Source organism: Bosea beijingensis (assembly GCF_030758975.1).
GTDB lineage: Bacteria > Pseudomonadota > Alphaproteobacteria > Rhizobiales > Beijerinckiaceae > Allobosea > Allobosea beijingensis.
In genome coordinates this window covers 3,771,962-3,794,986 of the sequence record NZ_CP132359.1, presented here as the reverse complement: position 1 = coordinate 3,794,986, position 23,025 = coordinate 3,771,962, and the positions used below count along the sequence as shown (strand labels likewise).

General features: G+C 63.2%; 29 protein-coding genes. 20 read left to right on the top strand and 9 right to left on the bottom strand.

Annotated features, from left to right (window positions below; genetic code table 11):
- Positions 1-2: 2 nt before the first annotated feature.
- Both xth and Q9235_RS18115 read right to left on the bottom strand, forming a co-directional pair.
- Positions 3-788, bottom strand: coding sequence for an exodeoxyribonuclease III (xth, locus tag Q9235_RS18120; RefSeq protein WP_306223189.1), 786 nt, complete (start codon positions 786-788; stop codon positions 3-5).
- Complete coding sequence (locus Q9235_RS18115; RefSeq protein ID WP_306223188.1) at positions 785-1,711, bottom strand: hypothetical protein; 927 nt, start codon at positions 1,709-1,711, stop codon at positions 785-787. Before Q9235_RS18115 ends, xth begins: the two co-directional genes overlap by 4 nt.
- A 157-nt stretch (positions 1,712-1,868) precedes the next feature.
- Here Q9235_RS18115 and Q9235_RS18110 point away from each other — a divergent pair, with 157 nt between their 5' ends.
- Together Q9235_RS18110 and Q9235_RS18105 are read left to right on the top strand one after the other, a co-directional pair.
- Positions 1,869-2,291 (top strand): low affinity iron permease family protein, encoded by a 423-nt coding sequence (locus tag Q9235_RS18110; protein ID WP_306223187.1) that lies wholly within the window; start codon positions 1,869-1,871, stop codon positions 2,289-2,291.
- Positions 2,292-2,355: 64 nt separating this feature from the next.
- A complete protein-coding gene (locus tag Q9235_RS18105; protein ID WP_306223186.1) occupies positions 2,356-3,300 on the top strand; it encodes a cation diffusion facilitator family transporter in 945 nt (314 codons plus the stop codon).
- A 17-nt stretch (positions 3,301-3,317) separates the two neighbouring features.
- On the opposite strand, the gene Q9235_RS18100 is transcribed toward Q9235_RS18105, so the two are convergent.
- The 3 genes from Q9235_RS18100 to Q9235_RS18090 all read right to left on the bottom strand — a co-directional run bounded on the left by Q9235_RS18100 (position 3,318) and on the right by Q9235_RS18090 (position 6,387).
- A complete protein-coding gene (locus Q9235_RS18100; RefSeq protein ID WP_306228336.1) occupies positions 3,318-3,917 on the bottom strand; it encodes a flavodoxin family protein in 600 nt (199 codons plus the stop codon).
- A gap of 55 nt (positions 3,918-3,972) precedes the next feature.
- Complete coding sequence (locus Q9235_RS18095) at positions 3,973-5,766, bottom strand: thiamine pyrophosphate-requiring protein (protein ID WP_306223185.1); 1,794 nt, start codon at positions 5,764-5,766, stop codon at positions 3,973-3,975.
- Between the two features lie 432 nt (positions 5,767-6,198).
- The gene (locus Q9235_RS18090; RefSeq protein WP_291653952.1) at positions 6,199-6,387 is read right to left on the bottom strand and encodes a hypothetical protein; all 189 of its coding nucleotides are present in this window, start codon (positions 6,385-6,387) and stop codon (positions 6,199-6,201) included.
- Positions 6,388-6,540: 153 nt separating this feature from the next.
- On the opposite strand from Q9235_RS18090, the gene Q9235_RS18085 reads away from it, so the two are divergent.
- The 3 genes from Q9235_RS18085 (at position 6,541) to Q9235_RS26870 (ending at position 8,644) form a co-directional block, all read left to right on the top strand.
- A complete protein-coding gene (locus tag Q9235_RS18085; RefSeq protein WP_306223184.1) occupies positions 6,541-6,765 on the top strand; it encodes a hypothetical protein in 225 nt (74 codons plus the stop codon).
- 112 nt (positions 6,766-6,877) lie between these two features.
- A complete protein-coding gene (locus Q9235_RS18080; protein ID WP_291653948.1) occupies positions 6,878-7,090 on the top strand; it encodes a hypothetical protein in 213 nt (70 codons plus the stop codon).
- A gap of 537 nt (positions 7,091-7,627) precedes the next feature.
- Positions 7,628-8,644, top strand: a complete 1,017-nt coding sequence (locus Q9235_RS26870; protein ID WP_422678211.1) for a PAS domain-containing protein — start codon at positions 7,628-7,630, stop codon at positions 8,642-8,644.
- Positions 8,645-9,755: 1,111 nt separating this feature from the next.
- Here Q9235_RS26870 and Q9235_RS18060 read toward each other — a convergent pair.
- On the bottom strand, positions 9,756-10,169 hold the full coding sequence (locus Q9235_RS18060) for a DUF1236 domain-containing protein (protein ID WP_061966364.1): 414 nt from the start codon (positions 10,167-10,169) through the stop codon (positions 9,756-9,758).
- Between the two features lie 121 nt (positions 10,170-10,290).
- The gene (locus Q9235_RS18055) at positions 10,291-10,578 is read right to left on the bottom strand and encodes a hypothetical protein (protein WP_306223183.1); all 288 of its coding nucleotides are present in this window, start codon (positions 10,576-10,578) and stop codon (positions 10,291-10,293) included.
- Between the two features lie 380 nt (positions 10,579-10,958).
- Here Q9235_RS18055 and Q9235_RS18050 point away from each other — a divergent pair, with 380 nt between their 5' ends.
- From Q9235_RS18050 to Q9235_RS18030, 5 genes are all read left to right on the top strand, one after another.
- Positions 10,959-11,246 carry a PepSY domain-containing protein gene (locus Q9235_RS18050; protein WP_306223182.1) on the top strand — a complete coding sequence of 96 codons (288 nt, stop codon included), beginning with the start codon at positions 10,959-10,961 and terminating at the stop codon, positions 11,244-11,246.
- 17 nt (positions 11,247-11,263) lie between these two features.
- The gene (locus Q9235_RS18045; RefSeq protein ID WP_061966367.1) at positions 11,264-11,800 is read left to right on the top strand and encodes a hypothetical protein; all 537 of its coding nucleotides are present in this window, start codon (positions 11,264-11,266) and stop codon (positions 11,798-11,800) included.
- Between the two features lie 66 nt (positions 11,801-11,866).
- Positions 11,867-12,361, top strand: a complete 495-nt coding sequence (locus Q9235_RS18040; RefSeq protein ID WP_061966400.1) for a YciE/YciF ferroxidase family protein — start codon at positions 11,867-11,869, stop codon at positions 12,359-12,361.
- 116 nt (positions 12,362-12,477) lie between these two features.
- Entirely contained in the window at positions 12,478-12,888 is a 411-nt protein-coding gene (locus Q9235_RS18035; protein ID WP_061966368.1) for a DUF6766 family protein, read from the top strand.
- 81 nt (positions 12,889-12,969) lie between these two features.
- Positions 12,970-13,428: a CinA family protein gene (locus Q9235_RS18030; RefSeq protein WP_422678210.1), complete on the top strand. Its 459-nt coding sequence runs from the start codon at positions 12,970-12,972 to the stop codon at positions 13,426-13,428.
- A gap of 6 nt (positions 13,429-13,434) precedes the next feature.
- Here the strand turns inward: Q9235_RS18030 and Q9235_RS18025 are convergent, their stop codons facing one another.
- Positions 13,435-14,355 (bottom strand): DUF72 domain-containing protein, encoded by a 921-nt coding sequence (locus Q9235_RS18025; RefSeq protein WP_306228330.1) that lies wholly within the window; start codon positions 14,353-14,355, stop codon positions 13,435-13,437.
- A gap of 203 nt (positions 14,356-14,558) precedes the next feature.
- Here Q9235_RS18025 and Q9235_RS18020 point away from each other — a divergent pair, with 203 nt between their 5' ends.
- From Q9235_RS18020 to Q9235_RS18005, 4 genes are all read left to right on the top strand, one after another.
- Complete coding sequence (locus Q9235_RS18020; RefSeq protein ID WP_306223181.1) at positions 14,559-15,284, top strand: Crp/Fnr family transcriptional regulator; 726 nt, start codon at positions 14,559-14,561, stop codon at positions 15,282-15,284.
- A gap of 28 nt (positions 15,285-15,312) precedes the next feature.
- Positions 15,313-15,555 (top strand): DUF6894 family protein, encoded by a 243-nt coding sequence (locus Q9235_RS18015; protein ID WP_306223180.1) that lies wholly within the window; start codon positions 15,313-15,315, stop codon positions 15,553-15,555.
- A gap of 140 nt (positions 15,556-15,695) precedes the next feature.
- On the top strand, positions 15,696-16,358 hold the full coding sequence (locus tag Q9235_RS18010; RefSeq protein WP_082617294.1) for a Crp/Fnr family transcriptional regulator: 663 nt from the start codon (positions 15,696-15,698) through the stop codon (positions 16,356-16,358).
- Between the two features lie 131 nt (positions 16,359-16,489).
- A complete protein-coding gene (locus Q9235_RS18005) occupies positions 16,490-16,690 on the top strand; it encodes a DUF2171 domain-containing protein (protein WP_061966374.1) in 201 nt (66 codons plus the stop codon).
- 378 nt (positions 16,691-17,068) lie between these two features.
- Here Q9235_RS18005 and Q9235_RS18000 read toward each other — a convergent pair whose 3' ends face one another.
- On the bottom strand, positions 17,069-17,938 hold the full coding sequence (locus Q9235_RS18000) for a hypothetical protein (RefSeq protein WP_061966375.1): 870 nt from the start codon (positions 17,936-17,938) through the stop codon (positions 17,069-17,071).
- Positions 17,939-18,187: 249 nt separating this feature from the next.
- On the opposite strand from Q9235_RS18000, the gene Q9235_RS17995 reads away from it, so the two are divergent.
- The 6 genes from Q9235_RS17995 to ligD all read left to right on the top strand — a co-directional run bounded on the left by Q9235_RS17995 (position 18,188) and on the right by ligD (position 22,983).
- Positions 18,188-18,376 carry a hypothetical protein gene (locus tag Q9235_RS17995; RefSeq protein ID WP_306223179.1) on the top strand — a complete coding sequence of 63 codons (189 nt, stop codon included), beginning with the start codon at positions 18,188-18,190 and terminating at the stop codon, positions 18,374-18,376.
- Positions 18,377-18,540: 164 nt separating this feature from the next.
- Positions 18,541-18,855, top strand: a complete 315-nt coding sequence (locus Q9235_RS17990; RefSeq protein WP_061966377.1) for a GNAT family N-acetyltransferase — start codon at positions 18,541-18,543, stop codon at positions 18,853-18,855.
- Positions 18,852-19,229 (top strand): VOC family protein, encoded by a 378-nt coding sequence (locus Q9235_RS17985; protein ID WP_061966378.1) that lies wholly within the window; start codon positions 18,852-18,854, stop codon positions 19,227-19,229. The genes Q9235_RS17990 and Q9235_RS17985 overlap by 4 nt, the downstream gene beginning before the upstream one ends.
- Positions 19,230-19,240: 11 nt before the next feature.
- Positions 19,241-19,429, top strand: a complete 189-nt coding sequence (locus Q9235_RS17980; protein WP_061966401.1) for a DUF3008 family protein — start codon at positions 19,241-19,243, stop codon at positions 19,427-19,429.
- Between the two features lie 48 nt (positions 19,430-19,477).
- Complete coding sequence (locus Q9235_RS17975) at positions 19,478-20,335, top strand: glucose 1-dehydrogenase (RefSeq protein ID WP_061966379.1); 858 nt, start codon at positions 19,478-19,480, stop codon at positions 20,333-20,335.
- Between the two features lie 26 nt (positions 20,336-20,361).
- Positions 20,362-22,983, top strand: coding sequence for a DNA ligase D (gene ligD, locus Q9235_RS17970; RefSeq protein ID WP_306223178.1), 2,622 nt, complete (start codon positions 20,362-20,364; stop codon positions 22,981-22,983).
- The last annotated feature ends 42 nt before the right edge of the window (positions 22,984-23,025 follow it).

Here is a 23,025-nt window from a genome sequence, read left to right as displayed (position 1 = left end):
CGCTACTGCAGCGCTATGGCCGCGAGTCGAATCCAGGCGGGGGCATGGTCGCTGGCCTTGTCCCAGCCACGCACGTGGCGATCGACACCCGCCGCTTCCAGACGCGCGACCAGATCCGGGCTCAGAAGCAGATGGTCAAGGCGTAGGCCGGCATCGCGTCCCCATGCGTTTCTGAAATAATCCCAGAATGTGTAGATGCGGTCTTCGGGGTGAAGCTTGCGCAATGCGTCCGTCCAGCCTTGCGCGAGAAGCGCCTCGAAGGCGCGCCGGACCTCGGGACGAAATAGAGCATCGCCCAGCCAGCGCTCGGGCTTGTAGACGTCTCGCTCGGTCGGAATGACATTGAAGTCACCAATGAGCGCGACCGGAACGCGATGCGCCAGTAGCTCTGCGGCGTGGTCTGCGAGGCGTGCGAGCCAGTCCAGCTTGTACGCGAGTTTCGGGCCTGGCGCCGGATTTCCGTTCGGAAGGTAGAGACAACCGATCAGCACGCCTTGCACGGCGGCTTCGATATAACGGCTCTGTTGGTCGCCCGCATGGCCGGGCAGGCTGCGGCGGGTCTCGATGGGATCGCTGCCGCGTGCCAGGATGGCGACGCCGTTCCAACTCTTCTGGCCCGCCCAGATGCAGCCGTAGCCGGCGTCTCGGATCGCTGATTCCGGAAACCTGTCCTGCGTAGCCTTCAGCTCCTGCAGGCAGGCGATGTCCGGCTGGGTCTCGCTCAACCACCGGAGGAGGACGGGAAGGCGACCATTGATGCCATTGATGTTGAAGGTCGCTATTCTCATGGGCTCCGATCTCTAGCTCCCTTGCCCGGGGTAGAACGCCCTTGCTTGCGCGTCTCCAGAGCGCGTTCGAGAGAGCGGGCGGCCCTTCTGGCATCGCGCAGTTCGGAAAGAGTCGGCTGCCACCAACCTTGTGCGAAATCATCGGCGGCGGGCTGGTGACGAGCTGGCCAAGCCTTGATCAGCTCATCATGCGTGGGGCGGCGCCATAGTGCCCAGATCAGGTCGTCGCGCCGGAGCTCGCCCCAAGGATAGTGCTGTCGGGCGATCTCGGCTGGCACGATCTCACCGGTGACGTCCATAACCACGAGCGGTCCCTCATGGGACATCAGGACCCTGTCCAACGGAGGCAAAGCGGTGGCGGGAACGGGATAACGCTGCCGCCGCCGCTCGTTCGTCCTGGCTTTGGCGCCTTCATATTCGGGAGCGGATTTCGCAGCGGCGCTTCGCATCTTCCGCGCCTCTGGCTCGTTGCGCTGAGCTGCCGCTTCGATAACAGCCCGTCGCTCACGCAGCGCGTCGACGGATCGGAAGGGGATGTGCCAGGCCTTGTCCTCACCATGCCACCAAGCCCAGGGCACGGCCCGCAATTCCGCGACCACGGTGCGCGAATAGGGCGTCCTAACGATGATTTCGCTATCGGTACTAAGATAGGGGCTGACGATGGGCTCGAAAGAGAAGGAATCCCGCCCGCGCTCATCGGCATTGGTGAACGTTGCCGGGAGTTCACGGTCAAGCCAACGCGTGACGCGTCGAGCGGCCGTCGTGCCCGGCAGTCGCCAGGCCCGATGCCGGTCGCTCCAGCGAGCGCGCGGAAATGCCATGCGGAAGCGCTCGACGAATGCGGCATCAAAGGGAAACGATACGATTGCACCCCGACCATCGTCCCCCTCCATGATCCGAACGTCACTGAGTTCGCCGCCCATCCGTTAATCCAGATCATGAGATCGCTGCCAGCAGCCAGCGCGCCGAACCAGTTCGATCGCTGCAAGGCTCCTCGATCTTATCTCTCGTGGAACTCGCGAATGGCCGGGCGGTTCAGGGCTTTGCCGGGGCGAAGGCAATGCGGGACCGAGGTGCGTCATGTCGAGCTACGATCATATCATTCACAAGGGCAACAAGGCTTCCTTGTTCACGCGTATGGCCCAGTCGGTCGCGTCCTGGACCGGCAAGCCGATCACCTTCTTCGGTGCCGTGACTCTGATCGTGATCTGGGCTGCGTCAGGACCGATATTCGGCTTCAACGACACCTGGCAGCTCGTCATCAACACCTCCACGACGATCATCACCTTCCTGATGGTCTTCATCATCCAGAATAGCCAGAACCGCGACACGGCTGCGATGCAGATCAAGCTCGACGAGCTTATTCTGCGATTTGAAGGTGCCCGCGAAGAATTGCTCGACCTCGAGGAGCTCGACGAGAAGGACCTCGCCCTCATCCGCGAGGATTTCTGTAAGAGGGCCTCATCCGCTCGCGACAGCACCAACGGAAAGTCCACCGACTAAGCACGCCATAGCCGTACCGGAACTCCCGTGGGCATTGCTCGTTGCGCCCAGGCGGAGAGAACCAATGGCGGCGCATGCGGGATCACGAACGGTCATCTATGCGGCGCTGGTTGGAAATCTCCTGATCGCAGCGACGAAGTTCATCGCTGCAGCCTGGACGGGTAGCTCGGCCATGCTGTCGGAAGGAATCCATTCCCTCGTCGACACCGGCAATGGCGCACTTCTGCTTTACGGGCTGCACCGGGCGGCCCGACCGCCTGATCTCACACATCCCTTCGGGCACGGCCGCGAACTCTATTTCTGGAGCTTCATCGTTGCGCTGCTGGTCTTCGCTGTCGGCGCAGGCGTCTCGCTCTATGAAGGCATCGCCCATGTCATCTCGCCACATCCTGCGACGAGCCTAACCGCGAACTATGTGGTGCTCGGCCTCTCGGCTCTGTTCGAGGGCTATTCCTGGCGGGTCGCGTTGAAAGAGTTCAAGGCCGCCAAGGGTACCCTGAGCTATTTCGCGGCCGTGCGGCAAAGCAAGGATCCCAGCGTCTTCACGGTGCTGTTCGAGGATACGGCAGCCCTATTGGGCCTGCTCATCGCCTTCATCGGCATCACCGCAGCAGCCTATTTCGAGCGCCCCGAGCTCGACGGGGTCGCCTCGATCCTGATCGGCATCATCCTTGCCGCCACGGCGATACTCCTGGCGCGGGAGAGCAAGGCCCTGCTCATTGGAGAAGCTGCGCTGCCGCAGGTGCAGGAGGAGATCAGAGCGGCCATCGATGGCGATCCCGATGTCGAGCGGGTCAACGGCATGATCACGGTTCATCTTGGCCCGGACCAGATCGTCGTGGCTCTGAGCCTTGAATTCAAGGACGATCGCTCCACCGCCGATATCGAGGATTGCGTCGAGCGCATCGAAACAAAGCTCCGAAAACGCCGCTCGGACATCGTCTCGGTCTTCGTGAAGCCGCAGACCTCCGCGACATGGCGCGAGCGGCGAGCCCGGCTCCTGGAGTGAAGGTCGCGAGGTCGCGCTCAATAGCCGGGATAGGCATGCCGCTTGAGCAACCCGGCAAGATGGGCCGCATTGCGGGCGAGCATGCGGTTGGTCTTCGCTGTCGTTTCGGGAACCTGATCGAGGTCGACGAAATTCACGCTGCCCATCGCTTCGCCGACCCAGTAGGTCGGGCCTCCCGCGGCGATCGTGAACCCGACATCGAACAATGCCTGGCCGATTTCGGCGGAGACGTGATGGGCTCCGTCCTCGTTCCCGACGACGGCGATGGCTGCGACCTTGCCATAGGCAGGCGTTCGGTTCTGATCATCCGCTTCGTCGAGAAAGGCATCCATGCGTTCCAGTACGCGTTTGGCCACGCTTGACGGCTGCCCCAGCCAGATAGGGCTGCCGATCAGGAGAATGTCGCAAGCGTCGATCTTGCGTCTGAGCGCGGGCCAGTCGTCGCCATCGCCTTCATCCGAAGAAACGCCTGGCTTGATGTCGAGTGCGGCGACACGAACGATCTCGCGCTCGCAGTCGTCCGGAAACTCCCCCAAAGCCAGTTCCAGGATGCGCTGGGTCGAGGACGTGCCATCAGGCTTCAGGGTGCAATTGAGAGCCAGGATCGTGAGCGACATCTGCAGATCCAATCTTTGTTTAAGGCTGGTGATTACAACGGCTTGCAGCCATGTTTCAGCGGCCATTCCGTGATGGCAGAAGCGTTGCGAGGAGGGAGCGAGCGGTGCTCGTCACCACATTGCCGGCCTCGGGGTCCCCGCTAGCCAAGGCGCCGGCGAAGCCTCGTGCCTGAGCGAAGGTGATATGGGGCGGCAGCGGCGGGACGTTCGGGTCGGTCACGATGTCCAGAACGAAGGGTCGATCGGCCGAGAGTGCCTCGTCCCAGGCCGGACCGACCTGCTCGGGATCGTCAACGCGGCGACCGCCCAGTCCCATGAGCTTCGCGATATCGGCGTAGGGGATGTCCGGGAGATCCTGGCTTGTCGGCCATTTCGGATCGCCGGCTTGAATGCGCTCTTCCCAGGTCACATAGGCCAATTCGCGGTTGTTCAGCACCATGACGATCAAGCGCGGATCGGACCATCGCTTCCAATATTTGGCGATGGTCACCAGCTCGGACATGCCGTTCATCTGCATGGCGCCATCGCCCGCCAGCGCAATCGCAGGCCGATCAGGGTGCGCGAACTTGGCGGCGATGGCATAGGGAACGGCACAGCCCATCGTAGCGAGAGTGCCGGAAGCGGACCCCATCATCCCACGCCGGAATCGGAGATGCCGGGCGTACCAAACGGTGGTCGTCCCACTGTCGGCGGTGACGATGCAGTGGTCAGGCAGGCGGTCCGATAACTCCGATGCAACACGCTGCGGATTGATCGGCGAGGCTTCGACCAGCGCGCTGTCCCTGGCTTCCTGCCAGGCTTCGCTGACATTCGCCTCGATCGTCGCTCGCCATTCGCCCCCCGCCTTTGGCTTCAGCAGCGGGAGGAGAGCTTGCAGCGTTGCCGCCGCGTCACCGATGAGATTGACCTCCATCGGATACCGGAGGCCCAGCATGCCTGCGTCGATGTCGATCTGGACACCGCGGGCTTGTCCCGGCTTCGGCAGAAACTCGGTGTATGGAAAGCCCGAACCGACCATCAGCAGCGTGTCGCAGTCCTGCATCAAGTCCCAACTGGCCTTTGTGCCGAGCAGCCCGATCGAGCCGGTGCAGAACGATACATCGTCCGGCACCACAGCTTTCCCCAGCAGCGCCTTTGCAACTCCCGCTTTCAGCTTCTCGGCGGTGGCGAGCACGGCATCGGTCGCGCCGAGCGCGCCGGCTCCGACCAGGATTGCGACCTTTTCGCCTGCATTGAGCACATCGGCCGCACGCTGCAGCGCCGGCTCGGCAGGAACCACCGGGGAGATGTCGATGCCGACACCGGAATGCGTCATGCCGTGCTCCCGAGCCGGCTCTTCCATGGCTTCGAGCTGGAGGTCGTTTGGCAGAATGACGCAGGTCACGCGCCGCTCTGCCTGCGCGATCCGGAACGCGCGATCGATCAGATGCGGTACCTGCGCCGGCACGGATGCGGTCTCGACATAGGCGCCAGCAACATCCTTGAAGAGCGATTGCAAATCGAGGTCCTGCTGATAATGCGAGCCGATCGCCGAGCGAGCCTGTTGTCCGACCAGCGCGACAACCGGCCGGTGATCGAGCCGCGCATCATAAAGACCGTTGAGAAGGTGTCCCGCGCCGGGCCCCGAGGTCGCGATGCAGACCGCGACCTTTCCCGTGAAGCGCGTCTCGCCCGACGCCATCAGGCTCGCCATTTCCTCATGCCGAGCCTGGACGAACTCGATATCCTTTTCGCGCCTCTGCAGGGCGGAGATCAATCCACCGATACCATCGCCCGGATAACCGTAGACGCGTCTGACACCCCATTGGTGGAGTCGGGCCCAAACGAAATCGGAGACGGTGTCGGGCATCAGGCGCTCCAGAGCATTGGACAGCGCACGCGAGACATCGATCTCGTTGGGAGGTAGCGCCGTATGGATCCCCCAGCGGCACGGTTCCAAGCAAAACAGAGAGCATTGCCCGAAGTTCCTTTTGGATGTCTGTTCCGTCGGGCGGCGGCGAGCGCCCGGAGATGTCGTATCGGCCCAAAGTCCGCATCAGCCCATCGTCGCCAAGGGCCGGATCGCGGGGAGGGGAGCTCAGAAGGGCGATGCCTGCTGGCGGCATGAACGACTGAGGATCGAAGGCGCCGCCGCGCCGAGGGAAGCCATGCCCTTTGCAATCGACCCGATCGATCCGGCCCGTGCCGAGGCGGCTCGTGAAAAGGCTCAGGCAGAATTCAAGCCGTCGCTTATGTCGATTTCCGAGGCTTCACTCTGCAGGGGCGCTAGAGGCCAGCAGGATCAATCGCTCGGCTTGTTGTCATTTGCGATATGAGCCTCCGCCCATAGCAAGCAGGCATAAAGGTCAAGAGCTTCCTCCAGCTCGGCAAGCTCGTGCTCCTTGTCGCTGCCCATACAGCCGATGAGGTCCTGTGCGCGCCGCAGAGCCGCTTGGAGGTCCTGCTCGTTACGGATTGTCAGGTGGGACATGGCTCTTGAACCGGACAGTCCGGGGTTCGTTCCGGGGATCGCGATGAATGACGACAGCGATCGCAGGAACGAAACCGCCTACGGACCGTTCGCGACTCCATTGAATGGAGGGAACGGTCTCCGCGGCCGCCCGAGAACCGCTACGAGGTCCGCATGGCTGCCGTCGACGAGATGAAGAGGGTCGCGAGCGCCGATGACGCCGAAGGCGCCTACCTGGCTCCTCGCCGGATCGGCCCCGTGCGCGGGTTGCTGAAGTTGCTCGTGCAGGCGGATGCATCCCGCTCCAAGCTCAATCGTCTTGCAGCCGTTCTCATCCTGGTTGCAGGAATCTTGGCATTCGCATTCCTCGGATACGTCTTGCCAAAGCTTCTGTTGTAAGCTGCTCGGATTTCCGTGCGACCTGCAATTCCGCGACGCCGGGCATTAACATTTGATATTGAGAGTCCCTGATGCCCGGCTAGGTTGCATGTTGTGCCTAGCCGAGTTCGATATGCCTTTCTCGTCCTTCAGCGACCCCGCCGACATCGCCCGCGCTCAGGGCGCCTTCGAAATAGCCTGGAGTCGTATCAAGCGGCTGGTCATCGAGGAGGATCGCGAACGCGAGCACGCCCGTCTTGTGTTCATCATCGCATCGCTTGCTCATGCTTCCTACGATGAGGAGGAGTTGGCCGAGCGAGCATGGGAGCGCTACTGGCAGCGGTGATGCGCGGCGGCGAACTATTTTTGATCTGCCGGAACTCAAGATGCACGAGCCTGTTTAAGAGCTGCTACGTCGTTGCACCCATCGACGATAGCGGTGGACCCTCTGCCAAGATGACCACCAGAAGCGAGCCGGCGCATCATTCCCCCAGCCTGCCGGCTCGCTTCTTTCGCCTTCGACCGGAGAGCGAGCCGCGGATGTACCGGCTGCTCCCGGTCGAGGCCTTGAACACGTATGGGTACCTCGGAGACGACCCGGTGATAGAGGCCGCGGCTGAACCGGCATCTCCCTTTTCAATTCACGATCGACACAAAGGGGCCTTTTTGAAGCTCGCATACGGGCGTTTGGCAGCTCTCTCGCTCGGTGGTGGAATCTGGATGACGGCATCGTCGGAGCCGACAATGGAGCGACAATGACTTCCCGCCGGATCGCTAACATTGCTGCACCGGGCGTGAAAAAGATGACGACGGCGAGGAACCAGATGCCCCTATGCACGTATCGTTGTTCTGATAGTTCCGCGGTCAGGCTGGGGGCCGAAACTTGCCGCTCAACGAGGCACTAAAGCAGCTACGCTCGCGCGAGGAAGAACTCGCTCGCGTCCAGCGCATTGGACAGATCGGCGGCCTTGAAGTCGACCTGCGGGAAGGGGCATTTCGGAACAGCCGATCGCCTGAGTATCTTGTTGTTCATGGGCTACCGCCGGAAGCCGCAAACGAAACTCATGAGGCTTGGGTTGCGCGCATCCATCCGGAAGACCGGGATCGCGTCGTCAGTCAGTTTCATCGAAGCGTCTTTGGCGCCGACACGGAGTACGAGGCGGAATACCGGATCATCCGACCTTCCGACGGCGAAATTCGTTGGATCCTTGCCAAGGCTGAAATCCAGCGCGATGAACTGGGCAAGCCGATCAAGCTGGTCGGTGCGCATATCGACATCACAGCGCGGCGTATTGCCGAAGAACAGCGAGAGCTGATCGCCCGCGAATTGCAGCACCGCATCGGAAACATCTTCGCGGTGATCGGCAGCCTGATCTCGATGGCGGCGCGCGCGGAGCCTGCATCCGCAAAATTTGCGGAGGAGATCGTTGGACGAATTCGAGCCTTGAACCGAGCCCACGGCATCGTTCTCGATCAGAGCGGCAAAAGGCCAGCGGACAATCTGCTGGACCTCATGGGCAGGCTGGTGGCGCCATATAACTCTGGTTTAAACCCACGCATGACGGTCGCTGGAGATCACATCGAGGTCGGCCGTTCCGCCTCAACGGCAATCGCTCTGGTTCTTCACGAGCTGGCGACGAATGCAGTCAAGCACGGTGCCCTGTCGAGTCCAGCAGGGTCGGTCGAAATCGATGCACGCATATCGGGCGAGACCGTCATTCTGCGCTGGGCGGAAACTGGTGGGCCGCTGGTGGTCGGCGAGCCGCTGAAGCGAGGTTTTGGCAGCGAACTTGTCGATCGAGCACTGAGGTCTCAGCTGGGCGCGCAAACCCATTTCGCCTGGCTACCGCCAGGCTTGGTTGTCGTGATCGAGATGGACGCGAACAAGATCCAGTTCTAGCCGGGGAACCTGGTCGGGACTATGGAGCAGCGCCGCGAGGTAGCCCTTCTTCGAGCCCCTTCTTCCGCGGCTGGGTTTCTTTCCCGTATTCGCGGTTCTGCTGGGAATTGGCCCCGCCCTGAGCTTCAGGCCGATTTGCGCCGGGAGGCTCCGGGATGCGCTCCCGTTGTGATTCAGCGGAATCCGGCTTGGCGCCGAAGCCCTCTCTTGTCGGTGGATGGATCGCCTGAGCTGCCGCCCCGCCAATCAGGGCGATAGATGTGGCCAGGATAATCAGGCGAGTTCGCATCGCACCCTCCGGTTTAGACTAAGTAACGTCCTTCTTGGCCAGAGTGTTCCTTCATGCGCAATACGAGCTGGAGCCTGTTTTTATGTCGGTCGTTATCCACCCGTTGAACGAACGGTTTCCCCGTCGTCGAACAGGGATCGAGTTCGTATGGTTCAATGCTATATGGCGATCCGTATTAATAGTGCATCTAGCGTCCTCTGACGACGGCAAGGACATCGGCTTCACCGACATATTGTGCGCATGGTGATCGGCGATAACTCACCATCTCCAGACGATCGTGCCGGTAGCGGCCTGTAACCGGACGGCGCGCGCTGAATTTCCTCCGACCCGGCTTCGTCTTGCCCGTGCGTGCTCTCGCGCCTGTTAAGCAGCCTTCCCCTCACAGGTCTTGCCGCTTTGCATGTGTCTGAGCGGCTTGCCCCCCATAGCGACCTCGCTCTACTCGCCGAAGCCGACGCCTTCCCGCCATGCTGGTGCCGTCTTGGCGGGCAAACTAGGTCCTCTACGCCACCGCCCTTTCGATGGCGCCGAGGCCTTTCGGGTTTATCTCACCCTCACCCGCTATCCCCACCGCGTCGCCATCGCCAACAGCCGCCTCGTCGATATGGGCGGTCGGGGATCACGATCGCTGGAAGGATTATCAGGCTCGCTCACCCGGGAAGATCTGGCACAAGATCATGACGCTGACGGCGCACTAGCCCCCTCCGCCGCTTCGTCCTCCACGTTCTGCCCGCTGACTTCCATCGCATCCAGCACAGAAGAACCCCGCCGGGATCTCCGACGGGGTTCACATGATGAGCTTGAGCCGTGAATCCGGCGTCGTTATTCGATGACCTGAATGATCTTGCGCGTCTTCGGCTCGACGATGACAGTCCGATCGTTCACCACGGTATAGCGATAGCCGTGCGAACCGAACTCGGTCGGGACTTCGCGATACGTCACCCCGCTCTCAGGGAGCACCGCACCGACGCGCACGTCCTCGCGATAGGTGTACGACGGCACTTCGTGGGCTTGGACATAGGTCTTGAAACGAGGTGTGGCGTCGCCGGCGATGCCCCCGACGACGGCGCCTCCAACGCCGCCCACTACGGCTCCGACCGGACCACCCACAATCGCTCCGCCAACCGCGCCAGTCGCGGCGCCCGCCGCAGCGCCCCCACGTGCGCCTTCAGGATTCTGGGCGAATGCCATCGTCGAGGTTAGCACGACAGCAGCAGCAAGTACGGTCTTCTTCATAGGTCAATCTCCCGATTAACCCCCAGTCTCCCATCACAACAGAAGACAGCATGATGCAGTTCCCTGCGGGCCAGCGGTCACCATGCGATTGGATTGGAATACATTGGCGTAGGCGACCTCCTTATGGAGACGGCTCGTTATTTGGTGTTCTGAGCGGCGGCAGAAGCGGAGCGGTCGTCTGGAACTGTTCCGCCGCCTTGGCTGGAATATCTTCCTGCTCACCCTGGCGCCACAGCGTTGCGACGATGTAGGCGAGCCGCTCCCTCTCACCCGGGGCTTTCAGCGGATCGTGGCCGTGTCTTGCCTCGACGATCGCCCATGCTCGTTCAAGCGCGCGCTCAAGACGAACCAGATCCTCAGGTGATGCGAAACTGAACGGCATGGATTTTTGTAGGTCCGCGCCAGTCAAGTTTCGTTATCATATGTTAGTGGCGCCGCAGCTAGCGCGCGTGATTGGAGAGAACCCGTCGCTCCCCGGTTTCGGAGGATATGATGGGCCGGAGATCGACCCTGCCATGGCCCTCCATAGGGCGAGGGCCACAACCATTGTGTTCCGCCCCCGTTCCTGGGATTTGGATGATGTACGCGAGCGTACAAAACCATCAGTGAACATATCTAGCGCGCCGGCTCGGATGAGCGCTGGTTTCTCGTTGCAAATCAATGCATTAGGAGCGTGGCCATGCTGACCTGCTGCGCCAGGCCGGAACAGAATTGCTCGCGATGATGTTCGATTGAGCATCCCGCGGCGCCAGCCGCTCTCCATTCAGGGACATCATGATGAGAAAGCTCGTGCTCACGTCGCTTCTGGCAGCGATGACCTCGTTCGGCGCGTTCGCGCAGACCTCCACGACCTCGCCGAAGCCGGCGCCCGGTGCGGAAGCGGACAAGAATGCACCGCTGCCTGGCGCGAACAGCTTCACCGAAGGCCAGGCGAAAAGCCGCCTCGAAGCCAACGGCTATTCGCAGGTCACCGGCCTGAAGAAGGATGACAACGGCGTCTGGCGGGGGATGGCCACGCATGGCGGCGCCCAGGTCAATGTCAGCGTCGACTATCGCGGCAACATCACCCGCCAGTAATCGAAAGGAAGAGCGAGATGACCCAGACACTCACCCGTTCCTATGACAGCTACGAAACCGCCCGCTCCGTCGTGGAAGCGCTGGAAGCCGAAGGCGTGAGTTCCGCTGATATCAGCGTGGTCGGCCGCCATGCGTCGGTCGACGACAGCAATGCCGGGGAGGGCGCCGGCATCGGTGCGGCTCTCGGCGGCGCAGCCGGCCTGCTCGCCGGCATCGGCATGATCGCCATTCCCGGTATCGGCCCCGTGGTCGCAGCCGGCTGGCTCGCTGCGACAGCGGCCGGCGCCGTTGCCGGCGGGGCAGCCGGTGGCCTGATCGGTGCCTTCACCAGTGCCGGACATAGCGAGGAAGATGCCAATTACTATGCGGAGACGGTGCGGCGTGGTGGAACGGTCGTCTCGGTGCGGACCGCCGACGAAGATGTCCCCGCCGTCCAGGCCATTCTCGATGGCGCGACACCCATCAATCGCGACGAGAGGCTCGCCGAATACCGCGCTGGCGGCTGGTCGCGCTTCGACGAGACCGCGGCGCCTTATCGGCCGCCGGTCGTCTAGCAGCCTCGCTTCGGGCCCCGCCGCAAGGCGGGGCTTCGTCCGCAATTCATGGATCAGGAGACCATCATGCCGAGCGAACCGAAAACCCTCGACGATCTCTTCCTCGATACGCTGAAGGACATCTATTACGCTGAAAAGCAGATCCTGAAGGCGCTGCCGAAGATGGCGAAGGCAGCGAACGCGCCGGAGCTCAAGCAGGCCTTCGAGACTCATCGCGAGCAGACCGAGGGCCATGTCGAGCGCCTGACCGAAATCTTCGAGGCCATCGGCAAGGCGCCGCGTGGCAAGACTTGCGACGCCATTCTCGGAATCATCGAGGAAGGCAAGGGCATCATCGAGGAATTCGAAGGCAGCCCGGCCCTTGATGCCGGCCTAGTCGCCGCGGCCCAGGCCGTCGAGCATTACGAGATCGCACGCTACGGCACGCTCAAGGCCTGGGCGCAGCAACTTGGGCTGAAGGATGCCGTCAAGCTCCTCGATCAGACGCTCACTGAGGAGGAGAAGACCGATCAGCTTCTCACGAAGCTCGGCATGACCTCCGTCAACAAGCAGGCGGCGTAACCATTGCCGGCATCTGGCCTTAAGGCTGGGTGCCACCCTGCCGGCGATGCGGCACGTTGTCGGCAGGGAGGGTACGGCAAGCGGCCAGGCGGTTTGCCGCAGGCAAGGAATGCGAGATGGGACGCACGATCTGGTCGCGCTACGGCTTTGTCTGGGTCACGGGCGGCTTTTTCCTGATCAGCCTTGTCGGCCACTGGATTTTCGGCTGGTTCGCCTACGCGCAGGAACAGGGTGCTCTTGGCCAAAACGCCGAGTTCAACGGCTATTTTATCGAGATGATGCGGGACACACTGGAGAACTGGCAGTCCGAATTTCTGCAGTTGATCTGGCAGGTCGCCGGGCTCGCGATGCTCCTGCATGTCGGCTCGCCACAATCGAAGGAGGGCGACGACCGCATGGAGGCCAAGCTCGATGCGATCCTGCGAAAGGTCGACCGGGATGGCGGCGATCGGCTGATCGACGAGATCGACCGCGACTATGCCGGCCGCCATACGGACCATCGCTATGTCAGAGAGCATCAATCTTGAACAGGTAGTGACGCTCGGTTCGAGGAGATCGAAACACTGGCCGATCGGCTCATCGGGCTGGCGGCAAACCGTGGACTTCGCTTGGTCACAGCCGAATCCTGCACAGCCGGGATGCTCGCGCATCGCCTGTCGCGAGCGGTTGGAGCGGCCGCCGTCCTGGCAGGCGGCTTCGTCACCTACACCAAGTCTACGAAAACCCAGTTGGTCGGCGTATCGCCGGGGCTGCTCGCCGCATGCACGGCCGTTCATGCCGATGTCGCCGAGGCGATGGCCAGGGGCGCGCTTGAGCGCGGCGGTGCCGATCTGGCGCTGGCGATCACCGGGGTTACCGGTGCCGAGCCCGACGAGGATGGCAATCCCATCGGGCGGGTGTTCGTCGGCCTCGCCGCGGCCGGGAATGCTTCGAGCCTCCATTGTGAATTCGGGCAACTTGCGCCGGCGGCGTTGGCGCATCTTGCCGTGCAGGCCGCGCTGACATTCGCCCTGGCGCAGCTTAGTGACCCGGCGGCGCACCGGCTTCTGCACGGAGCCGGCGACTGAAGCCCGTTATGCTGCCTTGGGCTTTGCCGCTTCGGGCCAGGCGATGCCGAGCATGCGCATCAAGACAGCCGCGTCCTGCGGTGCATGTCGCTTGTCGGTGTTGTCGAAGAACAGGTAGATGTCGCGTGGCTGATCGGTGGCGCTCTTCTGATCTGCGGCGAAATCGCCGTCCCGCATCGGTTGCCCTGAACGCCAGGCACGAATGCGCGCAGCCCAGCGCTCCAGGTCAGCTTCGTCATAACGAGACCGATAGAGCTCCTTGGAGCCGTGTAGCCGGCAATAGGCAAAGTCGGCGGTCAGATCCATCAGCAACGGCCAGTCGGCTGTGTCGGCGCAGACGAGCGCGATTCCATAGCGGCGCAGCAGATCGATGAAAGCGGGATCGCGAAAGCTGTCATGTCGAATCTCGACCGCATGCCGTAGCGGGCGCTTCTTATCGGTTTCGACCCAGGCCCGGCCATCAAGATGCTCGTCGTGCCGCTTGGCGCGTGTAGCGGCTTCCTGCGTATCTTTGGGAAGCAGCTTCAGAAACTTTTCCATGAGCGCGGCATCGAAACGAAAGCTCGGCGGAAACTGCCAGAGCAGCGGCCCGAGCTTGGAGCCGAGGCGGAGCAGGCCGGATGCCAGGAAATTGCTCAGCGGCGTCTCGACATCCCGGAGCCGCAGCACATGGGTAATGTAGCGCGAGCCCTTGATCGCAAAGACGAAGTCGTCGGGCACAGCCTCTTTCCAGCGCCCGAAAACCTCGGGCTTCTGCAGGCCATAGAAGGTACCGTTGACCTCCAGCGCCGGGAACTGATCGGCTGCGTAGGAAAGCTCGCGCTTCTGCACCAGCCCTTTCGGGTAGAAATGCCCGCGCCAGGGCGCATAGGTCCAGCCGGACAGCCCGATCCGGACCTTCTTGTCCTGCCGATCTTCCTTTCGCATGAAACGGCGCTCCCACAGGTGCTCGTTCCCCGGCAACGCGCCCGCGCCGGTTTCGTTCGCAGCCGCTCCGGTGCGCCTTCCGACACCTGTGAAGACGGCGCCATCCACTAACATAGGTAAATCCCCAGCCGGCTTTTTGCGTCCATACGGAGATTCACGGCAGCGTCGTTCACGCCGCCGGAATTCGCCGAATTGGAAGTGCGATGAACAGGCTGCGACCGTTTATTCGAACCTTGGAGCGGCGCGACCGGTTGTCGCCCGACGAGCTGGCGTTGCTGTCATCAGCACAACTGCGCGTCCAGGGCTTCCGGCGCGGGCAGGAGATCGTGCGGGCCAAGACGCAGCCCGGCGAAAGCTGCCTGATGGTCCAGGGCATTTCCGGTCGCGAGATGGTCACGGCCGAGGGCAAGCGGCAGATCAGCGCCCTGCACGTCGCCGGCGATTTCGTGGATCTGCATAGCTTCGTGCTCAAGCGGATGGACCACGCTGTCGTCGCCCTGACCGAGGTTGCCGCCATTTTCGTGCCCCATGCCGAAATCCGGCGCATCATCGATGCCTCTCCGCATCTTGGGCGCCTGTTCTGGCTGATGACAACAATCGACGGCGCCATCCAGCGCGCCTGGATCGCCTGTCTCGGCCGCAGCACGGCCATGCAGCATATGGCTCATCTTTTTTGCGAGCTCTGGACCCGGATGGAGATCGTCGGCCTGGTATCGGGCCACAGCTTTCCCTTCCGCCTCACGCAAGCCGAGTTGGCGGATGTCGTCGGGCTGTCGGCCGTGCACGTGAACCGGACGCTCCAGGAGCTGCGCGGGCTCGGCGTGGTTGACTGGAATGGCGAACAGGTCGAAATCATTGACTTCGATCGGTTGGTCGCTCTGGGCGACTTCGACAAGACTTATCTGAACCTGACCCAGGAACCGCGCTGAGGCGCAAGACAGGTGCAGGAGCTGCACCATGACACGCTATTTCATCGATACCTTTGACGGGATGCTCGACGTCCGGGATGGCATCGGGACTGAGTTCGCCTCCTATAACCGCGCCTGTGCCGAAGCCCGGCGGGCGGTCCGCGACATGATCCGGGACTATACCGATGATGGCGGCAGCCGGCCGATCAGCGTATCGGTCCGCAACCGCGACGGAAAGACCGTCTATGCGTTGCGTCTCGATCTTTCCGAAAGCTTCGACCGGGACGACTGAACCTATTCGTTTCGCGCTGCGTTGATCAGCCATCGCGAGGGCGGCCGGGATGAGCAGCCGCGCGGTTCTCGTCATCTAACCCATGTTAGTGCCATCGGGTCTGGTTCAGGTGACGCTGCCGCTTCCCAACGGAGGCGCCCATGAATGCTCGCTATCGGGAAAGCCCCCGAAACGCCGAGATTGACGATACGCGGCAACGAAGCCTGGATGAGTTGCTGGGGCCGGTTGCCCGGCGTATCCGCTTCGAGGCCGGCGCGGAGCTTCCGCTCGCCGACGCAATCTATTTCCCGATCGACGGTATTGCGACCCTGGTGCTCCAGCGCGGGCAGGCGAGGTTCCAGATCGGCTTCGGTAGTCGTGGCGATGCGATCGGCATCCAGAAGCTCTTCGCTCCGGAGTTCGCAGACATGTCCGCGAAGGTTCTGAAATCCGGCAGTTTCATCTGCGTCGCTCCTCAAACCTTGCGGCGTCTCCTGCGCGAGGATGGCGGATTGCGCGAGCGGCTGATGTTCCATGCCCTGCGGGCTGCTGGCCGATATCTCGATGAAGCGGCTCGCACGGTGGCGCTGTCGCTGGAGCGGCGCGTTGCGCATTGGATCACCCGCTGCGGCGAGACCCTGGCGAGCGACATCATTCCGATCACTCATCACGATCTCGCCCATACGCTGGGCGTGCGCCGCTCCGGCGTGACGGTCGCGCTCCATGTTCTCGAAGGTGAGCGTCTGATCCGCTCGTCGCGGGCGCGGATCGAAGTCATCGACGGCAAGGGGCTCGCGGCCTTTTCACGGCCACAGCTCTCCTGATCTACGCGGCAAAGGGCCGGTTTCGAAGGGAGCGGACCGTCATTGCTCGGAGAGCCGCGATGGAGGGGCCGCGATTCCAGCAAAGGAGATCGCCATGATTCATCGAACAGGTTCGAGAAGGTCGTGAGATCGTGGGTTCGGACGGCGTGCATGTCGGCACGGTCGACGCGGTGTCCGGAACGCTCCTCAAGCTCAAGAAGTCAGACCCGTCATCCGGAGGCACGCACTACTATCTCGATATCGGGCTGATCGTCGCGATCGAGGGCAATCGGGCGAAGCTGCTGGTTCCCGCGGCAGAAGCGAAGCAGCACAGGTCCGAAGCCGCGGAATAACGCGCTCGCCATCATCATGTCGCTGGAGGTCGAGGCCCTCTCCGCTACGCGAAGCCGGCCTTACCGACCGGCCTCGATCTTACCTTTCTCGTTTCCGGCGATCGTCGCGCTCCCGCTGTGTGGCATTCCCCTCCGAAATCACAGCCGGTCCTTTCACAGCCTCTTTCGCAGGGCCTTCGCGTCGCTCGGGCGGCCGCTGATTGGGTTCCGTCGGGCCGTTCGTGCTGCCCTTTCTCTTGGGTTGCTCCTCATTCATCGCATGTCCTTTCCGATCGTGATGCTGGAGAAACGCCGACGCGCTGCGATCCGTTCGGGTGAGATGAAAAGACTCGGCCCGCCGCGGCGGGCCGAGGGTGGCTTGCCTGATCGAGGAGCCGTTCAGAGGGTCGGTTCGACCCGGAGGTTCTCGTCCCGATGTTCCCCGCCCAATGTGGCGGCCCACGAGGCCGCCGCGGCGCCAACGAGCAGTGCTGCGGCCGTCAGGAACGCCGTCAGTACCGCGGTCTTGCGGGCACGCTCGGCCGCTTGCTTGGCGGTCTCCTTGGCCTGCGAAATCCGCGCATAGGCGTCGTCGATCCGCTTCTGCGCATCCTGCTCGCTGATCCCGGAGCGGGCGGCCAGTCGCGAGGCGAGATAGTCCCGATCACCCTGTTCGATCCTGCCATTCGCGAGGGCGCTGACGAAGATCCGGGAGGCTTCATCGCGTTCCTGGGCGGTCGGCGGCTGCTGGCCGTTGGCGCGCATGATGTTGTCCAGCGCCATCGCCATTGGATCGACGTTCTGGGAAACCAGGGTGGCTACCCCGGAGCTTGCGCTGGCCACGCCGCTGGCCGCCGTCTTTGCCGCACTGAAGAGCGAGGATGTCGCGACGATGGTGATCAGAAGCGCTCCGGTCGCCCAGACGAGCAGGCCATGCGTTGCGTCGCGCACCTTTCGCTCTTCGCCATTGGCATCGAAGCTCGGCTGGCGCATGCGCCCGGCGAGGTAGCCTCCCGCCACCGTCGCGGATACCATGACCCAGAGCGCCCAGAGGGCACCGGCAATCGCCAGGGCGGTCGCGCTCGAACTCTTCTCGAAATCGGCGGAGACCATCGACAGGCCGATCGCCGAGCCGAAAACCGTCATGATGGTGGAGATGGCGGTCGCGATCACCGCGCCGCCGATGATCGGTCCCCATTGTACATAGGAGCGATTCTCCTTGTTGACGGTGACGGGGGCGACGACGACGTCCGTTCCAGACATGGACATGGCGAACTCCTATCGAAGGCCGAGGAACGACAGGATGGCCATGATGACCACCACGAGACCGACGAGGTAAATGATGCTGTCCATGAGCCCCTCCTGCTGATGAGCGAAAGTGACAGGCAAACAGTCGTCGGAGCGGATTGGTTCCTAACCGCAGCAAACGGAGAAAATCGCGCCGAGCAGCGAGTGAGACCGGAACCGCTGGGGCGGAAGCCCGTTCACCTCGGGGGGCATTCCAGATGCGAGGCACCCATGCGTGACGGCGATGGCAACAAGCTCAGCCCTGAAGAGCAGCAACGCGTCAAATCGATCCAAGGCGATCAGGGCAAGGACGCCACCACGAAGGTCTCAATTGATCCCGATCCCGAGAAGGACACCGGAGACGCCGACAAGCCGCGGGTAAAGCCGGACGACAAGCCTGCGGCGGGTGTCGGCGAATGAGAGCCGAAACTTTTGGAACAGACAGCGGCGGTGCGCCACCGTCGTTTCGAGATTCTTCGCCTGCGCGAGCTGCTCGACCTCGCGCAGTTCGAGCCGGCGAGCGGGAACCTGCTGCCGGCCGGCGTGTTCGACTCGCTATCAGCCCCATCGAGATAGGAAAGGCCATGCAGGTGCTCGACCAACCGAAATGGGCGATCGCCGATCATCCGGCCGAAAATCGCTTCGTCATGAGTTTTCCGGGCGGCGAGGCCTTTGCCGTTTATCGCAGGCTCGACGACTACCTGGTCGTCTCCCATACCGAGGTGCCCGCGGCCTTTCGCGGACGCGGCATCGGCGAGCGCCTTGTCGAGGGAGTCTTCCGCCTGGCGCGTGAGCGCGGGCAGCGCCTCGTGCCCGCCTGCAGCTTCGTCGCTGACTGGGCGCATCGGCACCCGGAGTTCCATGACGTGCTGGCCGCTCGCGATGGAGCGGGGCGATGATCGACCACGTCTCCGTCGGTACCAACGATATCGCGCGTGCCCGAGCCTTCTACGACAATGTCCTCGGCTGCATCGGCTTGCGGCTGCTGCACAACGACGAGCACTCGGCCGATTACGGCGTGGCGAGCATCCTGTTCAGCATCGAGACTCCGCTCGATGGCCGCCCGGCGACGCGCGGCAACGGCATGCATGTCGCGTTCGCGGTCGGCCGGCGCGAGCTCGTCGAGACCTTCCACCGCACCGCACTCGCCCATGGCGGCCATGATGCCGGGCCGCCTGGCCTGCGTTCCGAATACGACGCCCATTATTTCGGGGCGTTCGTGTTCGATCCAGACGGCAACAAGATCGAGGCCGTCACCCGTTCATCCCAGTGAAGGAGGAGACCATGCCTGCAAAATCAGCCGCACAGCAGAAGGCCGCGGGCGCCGCATTGGCGGCCAAGCGCGGCGACATGAAGAAGAGCGAGCTCAAGGGCGCCTCGAAATCGATGGAGAAATCGATGAGCGAGACCGAGCTGGAGAAGATGGCTTCGACCAAGCGCGAGGGCAAACCGGAGCACGCCTCCAAGCACTGACAACACCGGACGGAGGCTCGACCGGCTTCCGCAAGCAGGAGAGTCGCCATGACCGCGCGTTTCGAGCCACCCTTCCCGGAACAGCGACAGCCCATGCCGGGCAAGACCGCCGCGATGACGCCGCGGCCCGATCATGGCGAGACGAGCTATGTCGGCTCGGGGAGGCTCAGGGGCAAGCGCGCCGTCATCACCGGCGGCGACAGCGGCATCGGCAGGGCCGTCGCCATCGCCTTCGCGCGCGAGGGGGCGGATGTTCTGGTCTCCTATCTCAACGAGGACGAGGATGCGGCCGAGACGGCCGACTGGATTACGAAGGCCGGGCAGAAGGCTGTGCTGATGCCCGGCGATATCCAGCACCCCGCCCATTGCCGTGCCATCGTCAGGCGGGCCCTCGATGAGTTCGGCTGCATCGACATCCTCGTCAACAACGCCGCGCATCAGGCGAGCTTCGACACCATCGACGAGATTTCGGACGAAGAATGGCAGCTTACCTTCGCGGTAAACATCCACGCGATGTTCTACCTGACGAAGGCCGCCGTTCCCCATATGAAGCCGGGCTCCTGCATCATCAACACGGCCTCGGTGAACGCGGACAAGCCGAATCCAAGCCTGCTCGCCTATGCGGCGACCAAGGGCGCCATCCAGAATTTCACCGGCGGGCTCGCACAACTGCTCGCCGACAAGGATATCCGCGCCAATGCGGTCGCGCCGGGGCCGATCTGGACGCCTTTGATTCCGTCGACCCTGCCGCCTGAGAGCGTCAGCCAATTCGGCAAGCAGGTCCCGATGCAGCGCCCCGGCCAGCCAGCCGAACTGGCGACGGCCTATGTCATGCTGGCCGATCCGCTCTCCAGCTATGTCTCGGGCGCGACCATCGCGGTCACCGGCGGCCGGCCGATCATCTGAGCCAACCCCAAGACGAGGGCAGGCCCTTGGCCGGCAAGCTGCAAGCCTATCGCGCCAAGCGCGATTTCGAGAAGACGAAGGAGCCGAGCGACGCGATCGCGGTGGCTCCTTCAAACCGGCTGCGCTTCGTCATCCAGAAGCATGATGCGACGCGGCTGCATTACGACCTGCGCCTGGAGCTGGACGGGGTCTTCAAGTCCTGGGCCGTGACCAGGGGGCCGTCGCTTGACCCCGGCGACAAGCGCCTCGCCGTCGAGGTCGAAGACCACCCGCTCGCCTATGGCGATTTCGAAGGGACGATCCCGAAGGGCCAATATGGCGGCGGCACCGTCCAGCTTTGGGATCGTGGCTACTGGAAGCCGGAGGGCAAGCTCAGCGCCCAGCGTCAGCTCGAAAAGGGCGACCTCAAGTTCACGCTAGATGGCAAGCGGCTGCAGGGTAGCTTCGTACTGGTGCGCATGAAGCATGACCGCGACGGCGGCAAGCGCACCAACTGGCTCCTGATCAAGCATCGCGACGACCACGCGGTCGATTCCGATGGTGATGCGGTCCTGAAAACCGATGCCTCGGTGGCCTCAGGTCGGACGATGAAGGCGATCGCGGCCGGGCGCGGCCGGTCGCCCAAGCCTTTCCTGATGGGCGAGCAGGCCGTCGAGGCCGATGCCGTCTGGGACAACAAACAGGGCCTGGCGGCGCAGGCGCGCGACGGCAAGCCGGCACAAGCCAGTGCTGCAAGCCGAACCCCGAAAGCGCGCCGCGCTGCAGCGGCCGACCTGCCGGATTTCATCGCACCTCAGCTCTGCCGGAGCGTCGAGCGGCCGCCGGCGGGCAGCGGCTGGGTCCATGAGATCAAATTCGACGGCTATCGCATCCAGGCGCGTGTTGCTGCCGGCAAGGTCACATTGAAGACGCGCAAGGGGCTCGACTGGACGAAGAGGTTCGGGGCCGTGGCCAAGGCGTTCAAGGGCCTGCCGGACTGCGTCATCGACGGCGAGATCGTCGCGCTCGACGACCGTGGCGCGCCGGATTTCGCCGCTTTGCAGGCGGCGCTATCCGAGGAGCAAACCGAAAACCTCGTCTTCTTCGCCTTCGATTTGCTGTTCCTCGACGGTGAGGATTGGCGCGAGCAACCTCTTCTCGCCCGCAAGCAAAGGCTGGAGGCGCTGCTGGACGACGCGGCCGATAGCGTCACCTTGCGCTATGTCGAGCATTTCGAAACCGGCGGCGACGCCGTTCTGAAATCCGCCTGCCGCCTCTCGCTCGAAGGCATCGTCTCGAAGCGCGGCGACGTGCCTTATGTTTCCGGGCGCAGCGATAGCTGGACCAAGGCGAAATGCCGTGCGGGCCATGAGGTCGTCATCGGCGGCTGGGCGACCACGGCCGGTAAATTCCGCTCGCTGCTTGTCGGCGTCCATCGCGGTCCGCATTTCATCTATATCGGCCGGGTCGGCACGGGCTATGGCGCGGCCACGGTCGAGAAGCTGCTGCCGCACCTGAAAGAACGCGAGGCCAAGACCTCCCCCTTCACCGGTAAGGGCGCGCCCCGGCGAGCTCCGGGGGTGCATTGGGTCGAGCCCGTCCTCGTCGCCGAGATCGAATTTGCCGGCTGGACCGGGGACGGCATGGTTCGGCAGGCCGCCTTCAAAGACTTGCGAGAGGACAAGCCGGCGGCGGAGGTCGAGACCGATTTGCCGGCGCCACCAGAGAAAACAGAACCGCCCAAGCCCGCGCCGCGACGTGGCGGACGGATCGATATCCTGGGCGTGCCCCTGTCCAAGCCCGACAAGCCGCTCTGGCCCGATGCCGAGGATGGCAAGCCCGTCACGAAGCTCGACCTCGCACACTATTTCGAAGCCGTCGGGCCCTGGCTGCTGCCGCATATCCAGGGCCGGCCCTGTTCGCTATTGCGGGCACCCGATGGGATCGAGGGCGAGGTCTTCTTCCAGCGCCATGCCGGCCTCGGCACGTCGAGCCTGTTCGAACTCGCGAAGATATCCGGCGACAAGAAATCCTATCTCCAGATCGACCGGATCGAGGCTTTGATCGCAACCGCCCAGATCGGCGGGATCGAGCTGCATCCATGGAACTGCCGGCCGGGGGAGCCGGAAATTCCCGGGCGGCTGGTCTTCGATCTCGATCCTGGACCGGGCGTTCCTTTCGACGCCGTGATCGCGGCGGCCAAGACGATGAAGGAGCGGCTTGATGCTCTCGGCCTCGTCAGTTTCTGCAAGACCACCGGCGGCAAGGGGCTGCATGTCGTGACGCCGCTGGAAAAGCCCCGCCGGGGCGGCCCGGACTGGCCGGCAGCCAAGGATTTCGCGCGCCGCGTCTGCGCGGAGATCGCTGCCGCCGAGCCCGAGCTTTATGTCGTCAACATGGCCAAGCGCCTGCGCCAGGGGCGCATCTTCCTCGATTATCTCCGCAACGACCGTATGGCGACGGCGGTCGCACCCTTGTCGCCCCGCGCCCGACCGGGAGCGCATGCCTCGATGCCGTTGACCTGGCCGCAGGTGAAAACGGGCCTAGATCCCGCCCGCTATACCATCCGCACAGTTCCGAAGCTGCTGGCGGCAAGCAAGGCCTGGGCGGATTATGACGAAGCCGAGCGGCCCTTGGCGGAGGCGATCAAAAAGCTCGGCCGCTCCTGACTGGCACTGGCGCTTCGCAGCATCGGAACGGATCGGCCGTCG